Here is a 20,605-nt window from a genome sequence, read left to right as displayed (position 1 = left end):
GCCAATTTTCCCACCCAGGATTCACGCGGAAAGCCCAGGATTCACGCCGAAAGCCGAGGATTCACGCCGAACGCCCAGGGTGCAAAACAGCCCTCAACCCCCGCGAGCGGGGGGTAACTCGCGGCTGAAAGGATCGTCAGCGTGTCGCAAGGACTTTGGATCGCCATCGCGGTCGTCGCCGCCCTGGTCATCATCGCCGCGCTGGTCCTGGGCCTGGTGCGCTACCGTCGGCGCCGGATCAGCCTGTCGGCACGGCCGGAAGCCGAGGCGATCGACCGCTCGGGCGGCTATAAGGCGTCGTCGGGCATCACGTTCAGTGAGACGCCGACCGTCGAAAAGGCCGAAACCGAAACAGTCGAACAAATTGATGCCAGCGGCCTGCCCGCGGTCGGCGACGACGCGACCATTCCGCGCGATGCGCCCAAGCGCACGATCTCGGACGTCCTGCTGCCCGAATTCGAGCCCGAAGTCGAGGCGCCGGAAACTCCGGTAGCCCCCGAAGCCGAAGCTCCCGACGCCCCCGAAGCCCCCCAGGCGCCCGAGATCGAGGCCATCGCGCCGCCCGAAGGCCGATTGGAACGCCTGCGCGGACGTCTGGCCAAATCGCAGAACGCGCTCGGGCGCAGCGTGCTGGGCTTGATCGGCGGCGGCGACCTGGACGAGGACTCCTGGCAGGACGTCGAGGACACCCTGCTGGTCGCCGACCTCGGCCCGGTGGTCACCGAATCGGTGGTGTCGCAGCTGCGCAGCCGGTTGGCCAGCAGCAGCGTACGTACCGAAGCCGACGCCCGGGCCATCTTCCGCGACGTGCTGATCAACGAGCTGCAACCCGGCATGGACCGCTCGATCCGGGCCCTGCCGCACGCCGACCATCCCTCGGTGCTGCTGATCGTCGGCGTCAACGGCACCGGAAAAACCACCACCGTCGGCAAGTTGGCGCGGGTGCTGGTGGCCGACGGCCGCCGCGTCGTGCTGGGCGCCGCCGACACCTTCCGGGCCGCGGCGGCCGATCAGCTGCAAACCTGGGCCGCCCGGGTGGGCGCGGAGGTGGTGCGTGGCGCCGAAGGCGCCGACCCGGCATCGGTGGCGTTCGACGCCGTCGACAAGGGCATCGCCGCCGGTGCCGACGTCGTGGTCATCGACACCGCCGGACGGCTGCACACCAAGGTCGGACTGATGGACGAACTCGGCAAAGTCAAGCGTGTCGTAACCCGCCGCGCAGCCGTCGACGAGGTGTTGTTGGTGCTCGACGCCACCATCGGCCAAAACGGCCTGGCGCAGGCCCGGGTGTTCGCCGAGGTCGTCGACATCACCGGCGCGGTGCTGACCAAGCTGGACGGAACGGCCAAGGGCGGCATCGTATTCCGCGTGCAACAAGAACTCGGCGTGCCGGTGAAGCTGGTCGGGCTCGGCGAAGGGCCGGACGATCTGGCGCCGTTCGAGCCCGGCGCCTTCGTAGACGCGCTGCTGGGCTGATCCAGCGCCCTCCGCGGGTTCGTTAATACCGCCGAAACATGGTGGCTGTATTGCGGAAACAACCATTGCGCAAGGTTCTGGATCAGGTCATCAGGCACGTGTCTGACGACTGTTTTGGGGCCGACCGGAGGTGAATGCGAGTGACATACCCGTTAATGGGCCAGCCGAATGCAGGCGATACCGCCTGGATGTTGGCCAGCTCCGCGCTGGTGCTGTTGATGACGCCTGGTCTGGCGTTCTTCTACGGCGGCATGGTGCGCGCCAGAAGCGTGCTCAACATGATCATGATGAGCATCAGCTCGATGGGCGTGGTGACCGTCCTGTGGGTGCTGTACGGCTACTCGATGGCATTCGGGAACGACAAGGCCAACTTCGCGGGCGACCCGCTGCAATTCTTCGGCCTGAAGCACCTCATCGGCGGCAATGCCGTCCCCGCGGATCCGACCGCTGTACCGCCCACCTCTGCGACGGACATCGCGCTGGTGGGCAGCCCGCCGGACGCACTGCCGGCCACAGTGTTCGTGGCCTTCCAGCTGATGTTCGCGATCATCACCGTGGCGCTGATTTCGGGCGCGGTGGCCGACCGGCTGAAGTTCAGCGCGTGGCTGGTGTTCTCCGGACTGTGGGCGACGTTGGTCTACTTCCCGATTGCGCACTGGGTCTTCGCAGCTGACAAGTATTCGGCCGAGCATGGTGGCTGGATTAACAACAAACTGCATGCCATCGACTTCGCCGGCGGAACGGCGGTCCATATCAATGCCGGTGTGGCCGGCCTGATGCTGGCGCTGGTCCTGGGTAAGCGCAAAGGCTGGCCCACGACGCTGTTCCGGCCGCACAACCTGCCGTTCGTGATGCTCGGTGCCGGTTTGCTGTGGTTCGGCTGGTACGGCTTCAACGCCGGTTCGGCCCTCACCTCCAACGGTGCCGCCGGCTCGACATTCATGGCCACCACCATCGCGACGGCCACGGCCATGCTGGGCTGGCTACTCACCGAGCGCATCCGCGACGGCAAGGCCACGACGCTGGGAGCGGCATCGGGCATCGTCGCCGGCCTGGTGGCCATCACGCCGTCGTGTTCCTCGGTCAACGTGCTGGGCGCCCTGGCAATCGGCCTGGTGGCCGGCGTGCTGTGCGCGCTGGCGGTCGGACTGAAGTTCCGATTCGGGTTCGACGACTCGCTCGACGTGGTCGGGGTGCACCTGGTCGGCGGCCTGGCGGGGACCCTGATGGTGGGTCTGGTCGCGGCTCCGGAGAGCACGGCGATTAGTGGCGTGGCTGGTGTTTCAAAGGGGTTGTTGTACGGCGGCGGCTGGTCCCAGCTGGAACGCCAAGCGGTCGGCGCGTTCAGCGTTCTTGTCTACTCGGGCGTCGTAACCCTTATCCTTGCCTTGATCCTCAAATACACCATGGGGTTGCGCCTGGGTGCTGAGCAGGAGGCCACTGGCATCGACGAGTCCGAGCACGCCGAGTCCGCTTACGACTTCGCCGTCACCAGCGGTTCGGTACTTCCTCCCCGGACCAGCCTCCTGGATGGCGCTAATGGCCGACACGAGCGAGTAGACGAGAGAGTGGAGGCAGAGCGCTAATGAAGCTGATCACCGCGATCGTGAAGCCGTTTACGCTTGACGACGTCAAGACCAGCCTCGAAGACGCGGGAGTCTTGGGGATGACGGTCAGTGAAATCCAGGGCTACGGACGGCAGAAGGGCCACACCGAGGTCTACCGGGGCGCTGAATACTCGGTCGATTTCGTGCCGAAGGTTCGCATCGAAGTCGTCGTCGACGACTCGATCGTCGACAAGGTCGTGGACAGCATCGTCCGGGCGGCCCGCACCGGCAAGATCGGCGACGGCAAAGTCTGGGTCAGCCCGGTCGAGACGATTGTGCGGGTACGCACCGGCGAACGCGGACCCGACGCCCTCTGACGGTGAACCGCGCGGGCCGGGATCCGGCCGGCGCAGCTCGATTGGAGGATGACGGTAACAGGAAGTGCTTGCGCGGCAAGCGATTTGGCTGCTGCGCGACGGGAGCTGCTGTCAGACGGACACCGTGAGCTGGATTCGGCCGCGCTGCGGCGAGCGTTACTGGATCTGCACGAGTCCTGGCTGACGGCCAAGGCGGCCGACATCGGGATCACCGATACCAGTGGCTTCGCGATCGTCGGGATCGGCGGGCTGGGCCGTCGGGAACTGCTGCCGTATTCGGACCTGGACCTGATGCTGGTGCACGACGGCAAGCCGGCCGACGTGTTGGGGGAGGTCGCCGACAAGCTGTGGTACCCGCTGTGGGACGCCAACATCCGGCTGGACCACAGCGTGCGGACCGTCAGTGAGGCGCTCAACACCGCCAACTCCGACATGACCGCCGCCATGGGCATGCTGGAAGCCCGCCACATCGCCGGCGACGAGCAGTTGTCGACGGAGGTGATCGCCGGGGTGCGGCGGCAGTGGCGCAGCGGAATCCGCTCCCGGATGGACGAACTGGTCGACATGACGCAGGCCCGCTGGCGGCGCTGCTTCCGGATCGCACACCGCGCCGAGCCCGAACTGAAGTTGGGTCACGGCGGCCTTCGCGATGTCCAGCTGCTCGATGCGCTGGCGGTGGCTCAGCTGGTCGACCGCCGCGTTGTGCACAACCCCGACACGCCGGCCGGTTCGCTGGACGATGCATACCTGACGCTGCTCAACGTGCGCACCGAGCTGCACCGGGTGTCCGGCCGCGGGGGCGACGTCCTGCTGGCCCAATTCGCCGACGAGATCAGCTCGGCCCTGCATATCGGTGACAGGTTCGACCTGTCGCGGATGCTGTCCCATGCCGCCCGCACCATCAGCTACCAGGCCGAAACCGGGCTGCGGACCGCCACCAACGCGTTGCCGCGGCGCGGCGTGTCAGCCCTGATGCGGCGGCCGAAAAGACGGCCGCTGGCCGAGGGCGTCGTCGAGTACGCCGGGGAAGTCGTGCTCGCCCGCGACGCCGAACCGGAAAGCGACCCCGGTCTGGTGCTGCGGGTGGCTGCCGCGTCGGCCTCCAGCGGATTGCCCATCGCCGCCGCCACGCTGAACCACTTGGCCGCGAGCGCCCCGGCGTTGGAACCGCCCTGGCCGCGCCAGGCATTGGACGATTTTCTGGTGGTGCTCAGTGCCGGGTCTACCACCGTGCCGACGATCGAGGCGCTCGACCGCACCGGGCTGTGGGGCCAGCTGTTGCCGGAGTGGGCGGCGATCCGCGACCTTCCGCCCCGCGACGTCGCGCACAAGTGGACCGTGGACCGGCATCTGGTCGAGGCCGCGGTTCGTGCGGCGCCGCTCGCCACCCGCGTGGCGCGTGCCGATCTGCTTGCGCTGGGCGCGCTGCTGCACGACATCGGCAAGGGACGCAGCGTCGACCACAGCGTGCTGGGGGCGGATTTGGCCGTCCAGATCTGCGAGCGGCTGGGAATGTCGCCCCCAGACGTCGAGATGGTCTCCAAGCTGGTGCGCTACCACTTGCTGCTGCCGGTGGTGGCCACCAGAAGCGACCTGAACGATCCGCAGACCATCGAATACGTGTCGCAGGCCCTGGGCGGGGATCCGCTTCTGCTCGAGGTGCTGCACGCGCTGACCGAGGCGGACTCCAAAGCCACCGGCCCCGGGGTGTGGAGCGACTGGAAGGCCACACTGGTCGAAAATCTGGTACGGCGGTGCCAGATGGTGATGGCAGGCGAGACCTTGCCGCAGGCCGATCCCACTGCGCCGCACTACCTTTCACTCGCGGCCGACCACGGCGTGCATGTCGAGATCAAGCCGGGCGACAGCGAGCGGATGTACAGCGTGGTGATGGTCGCCCCGGACCAGCGCGGATTGGTGTCCAAAGCCGCCGCTGTGCTGGCGCTGAATTCCCTGGGAGTGCATTCGGCGTCGGTCAGCGTTTCTGAAGGCGTCGCGATCACCGGGTTCGTGGTGTCGCCGCACTTCGGTTCCCCGGCCGCGGCCGACCTGCTGCGTCAGCAGTTCGTCGGCGCCCTCGGCGGCGACATCGACGTCCTGGGCATGTTGGAGAAGCGCGACGTAGAGTCCAGTGCCGCGGCCGGGCGCGCCGGGGAAGTGCAGGCCGGCGTGCCCGTGACGCGGTTGACCGCCCCGCCGCGCATCCTGTGGTTCGACACCGCAACGCCCGGCCAGCCGATCGTCGAAGTCCGAGCCACCGACCGGCCAGGCTTACTCGCTTTGCTGACCAGCGCGCTGGAGCGGGCGGGAGCCGACATCGTCTGGGCCAAGGTCAACACCTTTGGCTCGACGGCGGCCGATGTGTTCTGTGTGGTGCTGCCCGAGGACTCCGACGCCGGCGTGCAGGCCATGGTCGACGAACACCTGCTTGCCGTGTTGGGCGACTAGGCACCCGCTGCGCCAGACTCTTGATAGTGTCCGGTTCCGTACCGTATTGTTCCATCGACCCCTCCCCGCTGCACGCACGAAAGGAACACATCGCGGAAACGGTCCCACGGTCTTATCACCGCATAGCGAGAGGCTAACGGGTGAAACGATTTTCACTCATGCGATTGGTCAGGCGCGGCTGGATGGTGCTGGTCGCTGTGGCGGTGTTCGCGATCGCCGCGTTCGGCATCTACCGGCTGCACGGCGTGTTCGGCTCGCACCACACCACGTCGGCCGGGTCTGGCATCTCGAATGACATCGTCCCGTTCAACCCCAAGCATGTGGTTTACGAGGTGTTCGGTAACCCCGGGGCGGTAGCGACCATCAACTATCAAGACATCCACTCTGCGCCGCAGCGAGTCGACAATGCCGCCCTGCCATGGAAGTACGAGATCACGACGACGGATCCCGCGGTCATCGCCAACCTGACAGCCCAGGGCAACGGCAGCACCCTGGGCTGCCGCATCATCATCGACGGCAAGGTCAAAGACCAAAGAATCGTCCACCAAGCAAGCGCCTACACCTTTTGCTTGGACAAGTCCGGATGAGCAACGACGACATCCCGCGCTCTTCGGTAGCGCAGATGATCCTGCGGCTTTCGGTGCCGATCGCGGTGTTCTGGTTGGCCCTGGCGGCGATCACGAATGTTTTTGTGCCGCAATTGGAGAAGGTCGCCCAAGCACACAACGTGTCGCTGAGCCCCAAGGATGCGCCGTCGCTGCAGGCCAGTAAACGCATCGGCAAGGTGTTCCAGCAGTTCGACTCCGACAGCGCGGCCATGATCGTGCTGGAGAGTGATAAGCCGCTCGGTGCCGACGCGCACCGCTTCTACGACACCCTGATCCATAACCTCTCCCAAGACACCAAGCATGTGGAGCACATTCAGGATTTCTGGGGCGATCCGCTGACGGCGGCGGCCTCGCAGAGTGCAGACGGCAAAGCAGCGTTGGTGCAGGTATATCTCCGCGGCAATCAGGGTGAGACGTTATCCAACCAGTCCGTCGATTCGGTGCGCTACATCGTGGACCACACTAAGCCGCCGCCGGGGATCAAGGCCTATGTCACCGGCGCCGCACCGCTGATCACCGACCAGTTCGAGGTGGGCAGCAAAGGAACCCTAAAGGTCACTCTCATCACCATCGGGGTGATCCTGATGATGCTGTTTTTCTTCTACCGTTCTGTCACCGTGGTTTTGGTCCTTTTCACGGTGATGATTGAGTTGACCGCGGCCCGCGGAGTTGTCGCCGTTCTGGCGAATTCCGGCATCATCGGGCTGTCGACGTACTCGACGAATCTGCTCACGTTGCTGGTCATCGCCGCCGGAACGGACTACGCGATTTTTTTTCATCGGCCGTTATCACGAAGCGCGCGGGGCCGGAGAGGATCGGGAAACCGCCTTCCATACGATGTATCGCGGTACCGCCCACATTGTCTTGGGCTCGGGCTTGACCGTCGCCGGCGCGGTGCTTTGTCTGCGCTTCACCCGGCTTCCGTATTTTCAGAGCCTGGGCATTCCCGCTGCAATTGGCATCCTTGTCGCGCTGGTGGCCGCGCTCACCCTGGCGCCGGCCATGCTGGCCGTCGGCCGCCATTTCAGTCTGTTCGACCCCAAGCGCGAGATGAGCACCCGGGGCTGGCGGCGCATCGGCACGGCCATTGTGCGCTGGCCTGCGCCCATTCTTGCGGTGACGATCGCGGTCGCCCTTATCGGTCTGCTCGCCCTGCCGGGATTTAAGACAAGTTACGACACTCGCCCTTACATGCCGGCCAGCTCCCCGGCCAATATCGGCTACGCGGCCGCTGCGCGGCATTTTTCGACTGCCCGGTTGAATCCCGAGTTGCTGATGATCGAGGCGGACCACGATCTGCGGAATCCCGCCGACATGCTCATCTTGGAACGGGTGGCCAAGGCGGTGTTTCACCTGCCGGGTATCGCCAAAGTGCAGGCTATGACCAGGCCGTTGGGCACGCCGCTGGACCACAGCTCGATACCGTTTCAGCTCAGCCAGCAAAGCGTCGGCCAGGTGATGAACCTCAAATTCCAGAAAGACCGCGCGGCCGACTTGCTCAGGCAAGCCGGCGAGCTGAGAAAGACGATTAATATTTTGCAGCAGCAATATGCCCTGCAGCAGCAGAGTGCTGCCGCTACACACGAGCAAACGCAGAGCTTTCACGACACGATCGCCACAATCAACGAGCTGCGGAATAAGATCGCAAATTTCGACGACTTTTTCAGACCGATTCGCAGCTACTTTTACTGGGAAAAGCACTGCTACGATATCCCGGCCGCTTTGCGCTCAGAAATATTTTTGACGCAATCGACGGTATCGACCAGCTCAGCGAACAGTTCCAAAGCATTACGGCGAGTTTGGATAAATTGGATGCGCTTCAGCCGCAACTGGTGGCGCTGCTACCGCTGCAGATAGCCAGCCAGATGACGAATCTGGAACTCACGTTGTCCAACTACGCCACTAATTCGGGGATCAACAACCAGTCGGCTTTCGCGAACGATAACCCGGCGGCGATGGGGCAAGCCTTCGACAAAGCCAAAAACGATGACTCGTTCTATTTGCCGCCGGAGGTATTCGACAACGAGGAGTTCAAGCGGGGCCTGAAATTGTTCCTCTCGCCCGACGGCAAGGCCGCTCAGATGATCATCTCCCACAAGGGTGATCCCGCGACTCCCGAGGGCATCTCGCATATCGACCCGATCAAGAAGGCGGCGGAGGAGGCCGTGAAGGGCACCCCGTTGGAAGATGCCAACTTCTACCTCACCGGCACCGCGGCGACCTACAAAGACATCCAAGACGGGGCCAAGTACGACCTGATGATCGTCGGACTCGCCGCCCTGAGCCTGATTTTGCTGATCATGATGTTCATCACCCGAAGCCTGGTCGCCGCGATCGTCATTGTGGGCACGGTGGCGCTGTCTTTGGGTGCCTCCTTTGGGCTCTCCGTGCTGGTCTGGCAGGACATTCTCGGTATCCAGTTGTATTGGATCGTGCTGGCGCTGGCCGTCATCCTGCTCTTGGCGGTGGGGTCCGACTACAATTTGCTGCTGATATCCCGGTTCAAGGAGGAAATCGGCGCCGGATTGAAGACCGGGATTATCCGCGCCATGGCCGGCTCGGGCTCGGTAGTGACATCTGCCGGTCTGGTGTTCGCGGCCACCATGGCCTCCTTCGTGTTCGCTGATTTGCGGGTTCTCGCTCAGATAGGCACCACCATCGCGCTTGGTCTGCTGTTCGACACGCTGCTCGTGCGTTCGTTCATGACGCCGTCCATTGCGGCGCTGCTCGGACGATGGTTCTGGTGGCCGCAACGAGTGCGCCCGCGCCCCGCCAGCCAGATGCTGCGCCCCTACGGACCGCGTCCCGCAGTTCGTCAACTGCTGCTATGGGAGGACCCTGAAGACCAAGACGAAGCGGTGACCTCCGCACCGCCGACACGCACTCAACCGTGACTCGATACCGATTTCGCTAGTCAGAAACTTCTTGCAGCCGCCCTTTCAACCGTGCGACTCGGAGCAGCTGAATGGCTAGGTTCGTGGCCCCCAACATGGGGAGCACCCCGATAAATGTTCGGATGGAGGGCCTGGCTCCGTGTAGTTGCTCGAGACACCCAACTATATAGAAGCATCCGATTGTGAAGATGGTAGCGGGTATCGAGTACGCAAGTAGTGACCGCGAGTCAGAAATAATTTCCGCTGCGTAATCCACCTCGCTCCGCGACATTGGTTCGCGTTTGCGCAATTTCTCCAGGACCGCTTTGTGGGCCCCGACTACTTCGCCTAACGACGCGGGTTTCCGATCCTCTAATCGTTGTGCGTACGCAAATGCACAACCGGCGAACACCAATCCCAGAACAGCAGCAAGCACTGTGAGAAAGCCAAACAGACTGAAATCCACCACCCGCTCCCTTTGCTCTCTCAAAACGCTACCGCAACCACGTGGTTGGGTCTATCGGTAATTGCTACGCCGACTCCGAATTGAGTTGCCGCACCGCATCGATACGGGCCTTGAGCTGTTCGCTTGTCGCTGCGGCGATCGGCGGCCCGCCGCAGCGACGGCGCAATTCGCTGTGAATCCAGCCGTGCGGCCTGCCGGTGCGGTGATGCGCGATGGACACCAGCGCGTTGAGCTCGCGGCGCAGCTCGCGCAGTTGGCCATGCCTGGTCGTCACCGTCGGCGATCCTGTTTGCGCTGCGCGCTTTTGCAGCTGCTCGTCTTGGCGGCGGTGCAGCAGGGCGCGCATCTGTTCGGCGTCGAGCAGCCCCGGGATGCCGAGATAGTCTGCCTCCTCGTCGCTTCCGGCCGGGGTGGCGGTGCCGAACGAGGATCCGTCGAAGATGACCTGATCCAATTCCGCGTCGGCCCCCAGCGCGGTGAAGCTCTGCTCGTCGGTTTTCTCGGTTTGCGTTTTGACGGCCGGATCATCGAGCAGGGGATCGTCGGCTTGGCGGTGCGGTTCACCGAGCACATGGTTGCGTTGAGCCTCCAGCTCGCTGGCCAGCTGCAGCAGGTTCGGCACCGACGGCACGAAGATGCTTGCGGTTTCACCCGGCCGTCGCGACCGCACGAATCGGCCGATGGCCTGCGCGAAGAACAGCGGCGTCGACGCGCTGGTGGCGTAGATACCGACCGACAGCCGCGGCACGTCGACGCCCTCCGAGACCATCCGCACCGCCACCAGCCAGCGGCCGGTGCTCTCGGCGAATCGGCTGATGCGCGAAGACGATCCGGGGTCGTCCGACAACACCACCGTCGGCGCTTCCGCGGTGAGCTTGGTCAACAGGCGGGCGTACGCGCGGGCGGCGGTCTGGTCGGAGGCGATGATCATGCCGCCGGCGTCGGGAACATGCGCCCGCAGTTGACTCAGCCGCTGGTCGGCCGCCGCGATCACCGCCGGCATCCATTCGCCGGCCGGGTCGAGCGCGGTGCGCCACGCTCGTGCGGTCTGCTCGGCGGACAGCGGTTCGCCCAGACGCGCCGTGTGCTCTTCGCCCGCGCTGTCGCGCCAGCGCGCCTGGCCGGAGTAGGCGAGGAACACCACGGGCCGCACCACGTCGTCGGCCAGCGCCTCGGCGTAGCCGTAGTTGTGGTCGGCCTGCGAACGCAGCACTCCGTCGGCGCCGGACTCGTAACGCACGAACGGGATAGGGCTGTCGTCGCTGCGAAACGGCGTGCCCGTCAAGGCAAGTCGGCGGGTCGCGTCGCTGAAGGCCTCGCGGATGGCGTCGCCCCAGGTCTTGGCGTCACCGCCGTGGTGGATCTCGTCGAACACGACCAAGGTCTTGCGCTGTTCGGTTCGTACCCGGTGCAGCGTGGGATGCGACGCGACTTGCGCGTAGGTGACCATCACGCCGTGATACTCCGGCGAAGTCTGGGCGTTCGCGTTGGAGAATCTCGGGTCCAGCGCCAGACCGTGTCGCGCAGCGGCATCTGCCCACTGGACTTTGAGGTGCTCGGTGGGCACGACGACGGTGATCTGGTCGATCGCCCGATGCCTCAGCAGTTCGGCGGCCACCCGCAAAGCGAAGGCGGTCTTCCCGGATCCGGGAGTGGCCACCGCGAGGAAATCGCGCGGCTGGGCCGCCAGGTACTTGACCAGCGCTCGGCGCTGCCAGCCGCGCAACGTCCCGCTGCCGTCGGGGTGGGGATCCGCGTGGCTGACTGGGTGCAGCGACAACAAATCCCCCCGTAGTTGCGTTTCGACGCGGCCAGCCCGGTTCGGCTGCGGCTGTGAAATGTAGCACGACAACGCTTTTCGGCGCAGCGGTGCGGCGAGTCAGCTCGTCAGGCCGCGTGTCTCCAGCCAGGTGTGGATGCGGCCGGCGACGTCGGCCCAGCCGGGTTCGAGCATCATGTTGTGCCCCATGGCGAAGAATTCCGGCTCGGTCCGGTAGGCGCGCGCCGTCGCGCGCACCGCGCCGACGCTGACGAACCCGTCGTGCACGGCGCCGAGGACCAGCATCGGGGTGGTGACCAGCCGGGTTTTGACGCGGCGGAACATCGGATCGAACATCGCCGCGCGAATGCTCTCGGGCCCGGCGCGTTCCCAGCAAGATTCGACGATGGCCTCGGGCGTGTCCGTGCAGAAGAGGTATTCGCGGGCGAGCGCCGGGGTGCGGAGGAATTTGACCAACGTGCGGTCGTTGAACGACTGCACCGACATCTGAGGACGGCGGCGCCAGACGCGCAACGCCGCCCCGAGCACGCCCCGCGGCAGCAGTGAGCCGACCAGCACCGCGGCCGGGGCGGTTCGCTCTTCGAGGTGCCGCTGGATCACGTAGCCGCCCAGGGAATGGCCGATCAGCACCGGGCCGCCACCCAGCTCGTCGGCCACCGAACGGACGTCGTCGATGTAGTCGGCGATGGAAACGTCCTGCAGAGGTTTTGTCGTGGGGCTGGTGCCGTGTCCGCGCAGGCTCATCGCGACCGCGCGATAGCCCGCATCGGCGAAGAAGTCCAGGAAGTTGCTCCAGCACCATGCGGCATGCCAGCCACCGTGCACGAACAGCAGCGGCACCGGATGCGCGTCGGTGCAGGACCCTTTGTCGATCACTTCGAGCACGAGGTTTGCTCCCTTAGCCGCTTCGCTTGCTGCGCCCGAAACTTAATCGAAGGCGACGCCCGGCGTGCCGTGTCCGTCGTTTCAGTGTCGCGGAGAGCGCGACCTGCAGTGTCGGCGGCAGCACCGCTACGCTGGCGGGCGTGTTTGAATCGCTGTCCGACCGGTTGACCGCTGCCCTTCAGGGGCTGCGGGGCAAGGGTCGTCTGACCGACGCCGATATCGATGCCACCACCCGCGAAATCCGGCTGGCGCTGTTGGAAGCCGACGTTTCGCTGCCCGTGGTGCGCGCGTTCGTCCACCGGATCAAGGAACGCGCCCGGGGTGCCGAAGTGTCCGGCGCGCTTAACCCGGCCCAGCAGGTCGTCAAGATCGTCAACGAAGAGCTGATCGGCATCCTCGGCGGTCAGACCCGCCTGCTGGCGTTCGCGAAGACACCGCCCACCGTGGTGATGCTCGCGGGCCTGCAGGGTTCCGGTAAGACGACGCTGGCCGGCAAATTGGCCGCATGGCTGCGCGGCCAAGGACACACGCCGCTGCTGGTGGCCTGCGACCTGCAACGCCCGGCGGCGGTGAACCAGCTGCAGGTGGTCGGTGAACGCGCCGGGGTACCGGTGTTCGCGCCGCACCCGGGCGCCTCACCCGAGTCCGGCCCCGGCGACCCGGTAGCCGTCGCGGCCGCGGGGCTCGCCGAAGCCCGGGCCAAGCACTTCGACGTCGTCATCGTCGACACCGCCGGACGGCTGGGCATCGACGAGGAGTTGATGGCCCAGGCCGCCGACATCCGGGCCGCCATCGATCCCGATGAGGTGCTGTTCGTCCTGGACGCGATGATCGGCCAGGACGCCGTCGCCACCGCGCGGGCGTTCGGCGAGGGCGTCGGCTTCACCGGCGTGGTGCTGACCAAACTCGACGGCGACGCTCGTGGTGGCGCCGCGCTGTCGGTGCGCGAAGTCACCGGTGTGCCCATCCTGTTCGCCTCCACCGGCGAGAAGCTGGAGGACTTCGACGTCTTCCACCCCGACCGGATGGCCAGCCGAATCCTGGGCATGGGCGATGTGCTGAGCCTGATCGAGCAGGCCGAGCAGGTCTTCGACGCCCAGAAAGCCGAAGAGGCCGCCTTCAAGATCGGCGCCGGCGAGCTGACCCTGGAGGACTTCCTGGAGCAGATGCTGGCCGTCCGCAAGATGGGCCCGATCGGCAACTTGCTGGGCATGCTGCCCGGCGCGGGCCAGATGAAGGATGCCCTGGCCGAGGTCGACGACACGCAGCTCGACCGGATCCAGGCCATCATCCGTGGCATGACGCCGGCGGAACGCGCCGATCCCAAGATCATCAACGCATCGCGGCGGTTGCGCATCGCCAACGGCTCCGGGGTGGCGGTGTCCGAGGTCAACCAACTGGTGGACCGCTTCTTCGAAGCCCGCAAGATGATGTCGTCGATGCTCGGCGGCATGGGCATACCCGGTCTGGGCCGCAAGTCCGCGACGCGGAAGGCCAAGGGCGGTGCCAAGGGCAAGGGCGGCAAGAAGGGCAAGAAGGGGGCGCGCGGTCCCACGCCGCCGAAGGTGCGCAGCCCGTTCGGAGCCGGCATGCCGAATATGCCCGCCGGGTTCCCCGACTTGTCGCAAATGCCCGAAGGCCTCAACGAGCTGCCGCCCGGTCTGGCCGACTTCGACCTGTCCAAGCTCAAGTTCCCGGGCAACCCGGGCAAGAAGTAGCCGCGTCGTGCGCTTGCACGTGCGAGGCGTGGCACTGCCCGACGAAACCCAGATCGACCTGTGGATCGTCGACGGCCGCATCAGCACCGAGCCGGTCGCCAACGCCGACACCGTCTTCGGGGCTTCTGGAGACGGGTGGATCCTGCCCGGCCTGGTGGACTTGCACTGTCACATCGGCCTTGGCGAGCATGGCGGGGTCGAATTCGACGAGGCGATCACCCAAGCCGAGACCGAACGCGACGTTGGCGTGCTGCTCGTGCGTGACTGCGGGGTCCCGATCGACACCCGCAGCCTCGATGACCGCGCCGACCTACCGCGCATCATCCGGGCCGGACGGCACCTGGCCAGACCGAAGCGCTACGTGCCCGGCTTGGCGATCGAACTCGAAGACGAATCGGAGCTGCCGGACGCGGTGGCCGAGCAGGCACAGCGCGGGGACGGCTGGGTCAAGCTGGTCGGCGACTGGATCGACCGCGAGATCGGCGACCTCGCCCCGTTGTGGTCCGACGACGTGCTCACCGCCGCAATCGATGCGGCACACACCCACGGCGCCCGCGTTACCGCACACGTTTTCAGCGAGGACGCGCTGCCCGGCCTACTCAACGCGGGTATCGACTGCATCGAGCACGGCACCGGGCTCACCGAAGACACCATCGCGCTGATGCTCGAGCACGGCACCGCGCTGGTCCCGACCCTGATCAACATCGAAAACTTCCCGGGCATCGCCGATTCGGCGTCGCGCTATCCCGCCTACGCCGCCCACATGCGCGACCTGTATGCCCGCAGCAGCCAACGGCTGACCGCCGCACGGGCAGCGGGCGTGCCGATGTACGCCGGCAGCGACGCCGGCGGCATGATTCGGCACGGGCGGATCGCCGAAGAGGTCGAGGCCCTCAAGGGCATCGGGATGAGCCCCACCGACGCGTTGGGCGCGGCGTGCTGGGATGCGCGCCGCTGGCTGGGCCGGCCCGGTCTGGAACACGGGGTGGCGGCCGATCTGGTGTGCTACTCGGCGGACCCGCGCACCGGTCCCGGCGTGCTGAACCACCCCGAACTGGTGATGCTGCGCGGCAAGACGTTTCGACCTGCTGAACGCGCGCGGCCTGCCGCACGCGGATAGGATCTCGAAATGGCGTTGGCCAGCGGCGCGACCTTTGCCGGTTACACGGTCGCGCGAAGGCTGGGTTCGGGTGTGACGGGTGAGGTTTATCTTGCTCAGAATCCGCGATCCGCGCGCTGGGTGGCCCTGAAGGTTCTTTCGGTGGCGATGTCGTCGGACAGCGAGTTCCGCCGCCGATTCCATGCCGAAACCCCGATCGCCGCAAGTCTGTATCACCCGCACATCGTGGAGGTCCACGAGCGCGGCGAGTTCGACGGACAGCTCTGGATTGCGACGGACTACGTCGAGGGCGTCAATGCCGAGCAGCTCATGGCCGAGCGATTCCCGGCCGTGGCGCCGGCCGGCGAAGTGCTGGCGATCGTCACCGCACTGGCCGACGCCCTCGATTACGCCCATCAGCGCGGACTGCTGCATCGCGACGTCAAACCCGCCAACATCCTGCTGACCAGCCGCGGTGCGGGCGAACAACGGATTCTGTTGAGTGACTTCGGGATAGCTCGGCAGCTCGACACCGCTGCCGGGCCCACCGCACGGAATATCCCGGTCGGCACGGTGGGCTACGCGGCGCCCGAACAGTTGATGGGCGCCGATGACACCGACTTTGCTGCCCGCGCCGATCAGTATGCGCTGGCGGCCACCGCGTTTCACTTGCTGACCGGTGCACCGCCGGTCGAGTTCGCCGACCCGGCGGCCGCGGTGAACCAGCTGATGAACGGTGCACCACCCAGGCTCAGCGACCAGCGTCCGGAGCTGGCCCGCCTCGACGAAGTCTTCTCCAGAGCCCTTGCCAGAAATCCGGCGGACCGGTTCGCCAGCTGCCGCGAGTTTGCCGACGCGGCCAACGAACGGGCCGGGGTCGCCACCGGTGATCGCAGCCCTGAGGCCGTGCTGGCTGTCGAGGTCGTCGACTATCCCGCTTACGCCTGGCCCGATGGAGAAGATGCCGCCGATACGGAAGCGGCCGTCGATTCCCGAGCCGCCACCCGCGAGGCGCCGAAACGAGCGCTGCATTCGGCTGCGGGGGCGTTGGCTCGGCGGCTCGACGACTATTCCACGCGGAGCACCGTCGCGGCGAAGCGTGCCAAGAAGCCGGATGCCGCGCCGCCCAGACGCCGGGCACGCTTGATTTTGCTGGCCGGTGCGGCGGCGCTGCTGGTCGTTGGGCTATTCGCCGCCGGGATCGTGATCGGGCGGAGCACCGAAACGAAGTCCAGTCGCGCCGGCGGCCCGTCACCGAGCGCGCCGGCCGCCGCTCACCCACCGACGACCACCGCGGCCGCCGCGCCGGCAGCACCCGTCCCACTCGACGGCAGTTACCGCATCGAGGTCCAGCGCGCCAAGCAGACGTACAACTACACCCCCAACCCGCAGCCGCCGAACGTGAACACCTGGTGGGCCTTTCGGTCGAACTGCACGGCCACCGCATGCACCGCCAGTGGAACGCTGCTCGACGACGAGGACCACACGCAGGCGAAGTCGCCGGCCGGCGGTCATCTCGTCATGCACTTCGGCGAGGGTCAATGGCAGTCCGAGGCGGAAACGGTGCAGTTCCCCTGTGTCGGGGGCAACGGACTGGCGGCGACCCAGACCACGACGCAGGTGCTGTCGCTGCGACCGCAGCCTCAGGGCGACTTCGTCGGCGAAATGACCGTCACCGTGCAAACCGACGAATGCGGCCAGAAGGCGGCGGTGATCCGGATTCCCGCGGTGGCCAGCCGCAGCGGGGAGGTGCCGCCGGCGGTCAACGTGCCGGACCCCGGAGCGCCCGCCAGGCCCACGGAATCGCCGACCACGCCGACGACAGCCCCATCGGGCCCCGGCCGCTGATCCACCGTTGATCCAAAAAGGCAGCGCTTCGCGAGCGTAACCGCGCTGCGACATCTCGGGCCGCAGATCGCAGCCCCGTCACGCTCGAGTCAAGAAGCACTTACGACACGCGCACGGTTCGATTAAAGAAAGCGAGTAATCACTATCTTCGCTAAACTGGTGGTATCTCGACCTGCTGGAGGAAACAGTGACCTACGACGTGATTATTCGCAACGGCTTGTGGTTCGACGGCACCGGCAGCGCGCCGCAAACCCGCACGCTGGGCATTCGCGACGGCGCGGTGGCAACGGTGGCCGGACCAGGTGATCGGCCACTGGACGAGACCGGCTGTCCCGAGGTGATCGACGCGGCCGGCAAGTGGATCCTGCCGGGCTTCATCGACGTGCACACCCACTACGACGCCGAGATACTGCTCGACCCGGGGCTGCGCGAGTCTGTGCGCCACGGCGTCACCACCGTCCTGCTGGGCAACTGCTCACTGTCGACGGTGTACGCCGACTCCGAGGACGCCGCCGACCTGTTCAGCCGGGTGGAAGCGGTGCCGCGTCAATTCGTCTACAACGCGTTGGACAACCACAAGACCTGGTCGACGGCGGCCGAGTACATCGACGCCCTCGACGCCCTGCCGCTCGGGCCAAATGTCAGCTCGATGATTGGTCATTCGGATCTGCGGACCGCGGTGATGGGACTGGATCGGGCCACCGACTGCCATGTCCGACCCACCGACGCCGAACTGGAGAAGATGGCCGAGCTCCTCGAAGAAGCCCTGGATGCCGGTGTGCTGGGCATGTCCGGGATGGACGCCGCGATCGACAAGCTCGACGGGGACCGGTTCCGGTCCCGCGCGTTACCGTCGACCTTCGCGACGTGGCGGGAACGGCGCAGGCTGATCAAGGTGCTGCGCAAGCGCGGCCGGATGCTGCAGAGCGCGCCCGACGTCGACAACGCGGTGTCCCCGCTGATGTTCTTCCTGACCAGCAGCCGGATTCTCAACGGTGGCAGGGGAGTCCGGATGAGCATGCTGGTCTCCTCCGACGCCAAGTCGATGCCGCTGATGGTGTACGGCCTCGGTGTCGGCACCCGGATCCTCAACAAGCTGCTGGGGTCGAGCGTGCGATTCCAGCACCTGCCGGTGCCGTTCACGCTGTACTCCGACGGAATCGACCTGCCGGTCTTCGAAGAGTTCGGCGCCGGGACGGCGGCCCTGCATCTGCGCGAACAATTCCAGCGCAACGAACTACTGGCCGACGAGTCCTACCGTCGCCGGTTCCGGCGTGAATTCGACCGCGTCAAGCTCGGAATGTCGTTGTGGCACCGCGACTTCCACGACGCCGTGATCGTCGAGTGCCCGGACCCGACGCTGATCGGCAAGAGCTTCGGCGCCATCGCCGACGAGCGCGGACTGCATCCGCTCGACGCGTTCCTCGACGTGCTCGTCGAGAGCGGTGAACGCAATGTCCGGTGGACCACCACCATCGCCAACCACCGGCCCAAGCAGCTGGACCAGCTCGCCGCGGAGCCCAGCGTCCACATGGGCTTCTCCGACGCCGGCGCGCACCTGCGCAACATGGCCTTCTACAACTTCGCATTGCGGCTGCTGCGGCGGACGCGGGATGCCGACCGGGCCGGCAAGCCGTTCCTGTCCATCGAGCACGCGGTGCATCGTCTGACCGGCGAACTGGCCGAGTGGTTCGGCATCAACGCCGGCACCCTCCGCGAGGGCGACCGGGCGGACTTCGTGGTGATCGACCCGGCCCACCTCGACGAGTCGCTGGACGGCTACCACGAGCAGGCGGTGCCCTTCTACGGCGGCCTGCGGCGAATGGTCAACCGCAACGACGCGACCGTGGTCGCGACCGGCGTGGGCGGCGCGGTGGTCTTCCGCAACGGTCAATTCCGCGACGGCTATGGTCAGACCGTGAAGTCGGGCCGATACCTTCGGGCGGGTGAGCTGGAGGCGCGTCAGGAACGGCGAGCGCTGAGCTTCAGCGGCTGAGATGCCCAGAACCCAGCAGCAACGCCGCGAAGAGACCGTTGCACGGCTCCTCGACGCTTGCATCGCCACCATCATCGAGGTCGGATACGCCCGGGCCTCCGCGGCGGTGATCACCAAGCGCGCAGGAGTGTCGGTGGGCGCCCTGTTCCGGCACTTCGAAACGATGGGCGATTTCATGGCTGCGACGGCATCCGAGGTGCTGCGCCGCCAGGTGGAGCGGGGCACCAAGCAGGTCGCCGCAATACCGCCCGACCAGCCGCCGCTGGAAGCGGCCCTGAGGATTCTGCGGGACATCACCAGCGGCCCCGGCAACGCGGTTCTCTACGAACTGCTGATCGCCGCGCGCACCGACGAGAAGCTCAAAGCCACTCTGCGAGAAGAGCTCGGGCAGTACGCCGACAAGATCCTCGAGGCCGCGCGGACCATTCCGGGCGCAGAGCAGTTCCCGGAGGACAAGTTCCCGGTGCTCGTCGGATTGCTGACGAACGTCTTCGACGGCGCCGCTCTGGTGCAAGGAGTGGTGCCGGTGCCGGAACTGGACCGACAGCGGATTTCGGTCCTGATGGAACTGCTGAACGCGGCTCTGCAAAACCCGGCCTTTTAAAGCGAGCCGATGCTCGCTTCCGGATTGAGCGCGAAACCCCAGTCGAGCAGGCTCGCGGCCTGATCCCAATACGTCGGTCCGCCCTGGTGGACCAGCCCGTACATCATGGCGATCACCAACCGGCGGCCACCGCGGGCAGCCGCGCCGACGAACGTCTTGCGCGCGGCGTTGGTGAACCCGGTCTTGCCGCCGATCGCGCCCGGGTAGCGCTGCAACAGCTCGTCCTGGTTGAGGATCGGCTGGTCACCGTGATCGCCGGGGAACATCGCCGAGGGCTCGGCGGTGATATGCGCAAACATCGGATTAGCCATCGCCGCGCGGAAGATGACGGCCAGGTCGTGCGCCGTCGACCAGCCCGAACCGCCGGGCCCGTCCAGGCCGGACGGGGTGGCCGCGTGCGTCGTTACCGCGCCGAGGGCCGCGGCTTTGGAGTTCATCTTGGCGACCGCGGCGTCCTGGCCGCCCAGCATGTGCGCGAGCGTATTGGCGGCGTCGTTACCCGAGACCAGCAGCAGGCCGTCGAGCAGCTGGCGCGCGGTATAGCTGCGGCCCGCCTTGACGCCGACGCAATTGCATTCGACCTGGGTGTCTGCGACGTCAGCCACGACGGTGGAGTTCAGGTCCAGCTCGTCCAGGACCACCAGCGACAACAGCACCTTGATGGTGCTCGCGGGCGGGTGGGACACATTCTGGTCGCGGTCGGCCAGTACCTGACCGCTGTCCAGGTCGGCCACGATCCAGGTCTGGGCCGGCCCGTCGGGGATCGGCACCGATCCGGCCGGCTGCACAGCGGTGTCTGCCGATGCGGTGCCCGCGCCGACGACCACCAAGGTTCCAGCCGTCAGCAGCGCACCTGCGGTGACCATGAGCTTTCGCATGG

General features: G+C 66.2%; 13 protein-coding genes and 1 pseudogene. 11 read left to right on the top strand and 3 right to left on the bottom strand.

The window, feature by feature from the left end:
* Nucleotides 1–141: 141 nt before the first annotated feature.
* From ftsY to AC5Y21_RS20275, 6 genes and pseudogenes are all read left to right on the top strand, one after another.
* Entirely contained in the window at nt 142–1,476 is a 1,335-nt protein-coding gene (ftsY, locus tag AC5Y21_RS20300; RefSeq protein WP_499914994.1) for a signal recognition particle-docking protein FtsY, read from the top strand.
* Nucleotides 1,477–1,610: 134 nt separating this feature from the next.
* Complete coding sequence (locus AC5Y21_RS20295; protein WP_499914993.1) at nt 1,611–3,062, top strand: ammonium transporter; 1,452 nt, start codon at nt 1,611–1,613, stop codon at nt 3,060–3,062.
* A complete protein-coding gene (glnB, locus tag AC5Y21_RS20290; protein WP_065144525.1) occupies nt 3,062–3,400 on the top strand; it encodes a nitrogen regulatory protein P-II in 339 nt (112 codons plus the stop codon). Before AC5Y21_RS20295 ends, glnB begins: the two co-directional genes overlap by 1 nt.
* A gap of 48 nt (nt 3,401–3,448) precedes the next feature.
* Nucleotides 3,449–5,848: a [protein-PII] uridylyltransferase gene (locus AC5Y21_RS20285; RefSeq protein WP_499914992.1), complete on the top strand. Its 2,400-nt coding sequence runs from the start codon at nt 3,449–3,451 to the stop codon at nt 5,846–5,848.
* Nucleotides 5,849–6,006: 158 nt separating this feature from the next.
* Entirely contained in the window at nt 6,007–6,435 is a 429-nt protein-coding gene (locus tag AC5Y21_RS20280; RefSeq protein WP_499914991.1) for an MmpS family transport accessory protein, read from the top strand.
* Nucleotides 6,432–9,350 (top strand): annotated as a pseudogene (locus tag AC5Y21_RS20275) (MMPL/RND family transporter). Before AC5Y21_RS20280 ends, AC5Y21_RS20275 begins: the two are co-directional and overlap by 4 nt.
* Nucleotides 9,351–9,859: 509 nt before the next feature.
* On the opposite strand, the gene AC5Y21_RS20270 reads toward AC5Y21_RS20275, so the two are convergent.
* Both AC5Y21_RS20270 and AC5Y21_RS20265 read right to left on the bottom strand, forming a co-directional pair.
* Complete coding sequence (locus AC5Y21_RS20270) at nt 9,860–11,569, bottom strand: DEAD/DEAH box helicase (RefSeq protein WP_499914997.1); 1,710 nt, start codon at nt 11,567–11,569, stop codon at nt 9,860–9,862.
* 105 nt (nt 11,570–11,674) lie between these two features.
* Nucleotides 11,675–12,460 (bottom strand): alpha/beta hydrolase, encoded by a 786-nt coding sequence (locus tag AC5Y21_RS20265; RefSeq protein WP_499914990.1) that lies wholly within the window; start codon nt 12,458–12,460, stop codon nt 11,675–11,677.
* Between the two features lie 140 nt (nt 12,461–12,600).
* Here AC5Y21_RS20265 and ffh point away from each other — a divergent pair, with 140 nt between their 5' ends.
* The 5 genes from ffh (at nt 12,601) to AC5Y21_RS20240 (ending at nt 19,725) form a co-directional block, all read left to right on the top strand.
* Nucleotides 12,601–14,178 (top strand): signal recognition particle protein, encoded by a 1,578-nt coding sequence (gene ffh / locus AC5Y21_RS20260; RefSeq protein ID WP_499914989.1) that lies wholly within the window; start codon nt 12,601–12,603, stop codon nt 14,176–14,178.
* Nucleotides 14,179–14,185: 7 nt separating this feature from the next.
* A complete protein-coding gene (locus AC5Y21_RS20255; protein WP_499914988.1) occupies nt 14,186–15,298 on the top strand; it encodes a metal-dependent hydrolase family protein in 1,113 nt (370 codons plus the stop codon).
* A 9-nt stretch (nt 15,299–15,307) separates the two neighbouring features.
* A complete protein-coding gene (locus AC5Y21_RS20250) occupies nt 15,308–17,125 on the top strand; it encodes a serine/threonine-protein kinase (protein ID WP_499914987.1) in 1,818 nt (605 codons plus the stop codon).
* Between the two features lie 172 nt (nt 17,126–17,297).
* The gene (locus AC5Y21_RS20245) at nt 17,298–19,121 is read left to right on the top strand and encodes an N-acyl-D-amino-acid deacylase family protein (RefSeq protein WP_499914996.1); all 1,824 of its coding nucleotides are present in this window, start codon (nt 17,298–17,300) and stop codon (nt 19,119–19,121) included.
* Nucleotide 19,122: 1 nt separating this feature from the next.
* Entirely contained in the window at nt 19,123–19,725 is a 603-nt protein-coding gene (locus tag AC5Y21_RS20240) for a TetR/AcrR family transcriptional regulator (protein WP_499914986.1), read from the top strand.
* Here the strand turns inward: AC5Y21_RS20240 and AC5Y21_RS20235 are convergent.
* A complete protein-coding gene (locus AC5Y21_RS20235) occupies nt 19,722–20,603 on the bottom strand; it encodes a D-alanyl-D-alanine carboxypeptidase family protein (protein WP_499914985.1) in 882 nt (293 codons plus the stop codon). The two genes, AC5Y21_RS20240 and AC5Y21_RS20235, sit on opposite strands and share 4 nt — an antisense overlap.
* Between the last annotated feature and the right edge of the window lie 2 nt (nt 20,604–20,605).

Source organism: Mycobacterium sp. NGS41 (assembly GCF_059812725.1).
This window is presented reverse-complemented; position numbering and strand designations above follow the sequence as displayed.

Bases quoted from the DNA above. Each gene is read 5' to 3' on its own strand.
- glnB (WP_065144525.1), top strand. From the start codon at position 3,062: ATGAAGCTGATCACCGCGATCGTGAAGCCGTTTACGCTTGACGACGTC.
- AC5Y21_RS20235 (WP_499914985.1), bottom strand. From the start codon at position 20,603: ATGCGAAAGCTCATGGTCACCGCAGGTGCGCTGCTGACGGCTGGAACC.
- AC5Y21_RS20280 (WP_499914991.1), top strand. From the start codon at position 6,007: ATGCGATTGGTCAGGCGCGGCTGGATGGTGCTGGTCGCTGTGGCGGTG.
- AC5Y21_RS20250 (WP_499914987.1), top strand. From the start codon at position 15,308: ATGGCGTTGGCCAGCGGCGCGACCTTTGCCGGTTACACGGTCGCGCGA.
- AC5Y21_RS20285 (WP_499914992.1), top strand. From the start codon at position 3,449: ATGACGGTAACAGGAAGTGCTTGCGCGGCAAGCGATTTGGCTGCTGCG.
- AC5Y21_RS20295 (WP_499914993.1), top strand. From the start codon at position 1,611: ATGCGAGTGACATACCCGTTAATGGGCCAGCCGAATGCAGGCGATACC.
- AC5Y21_RS20240 (WP_499914986.1), top strand. From the start codon at position 19,123: ATGCCCAGAACCCAGCAGCAACGCCGCGAAGAGACCGTTGCACGGCTC.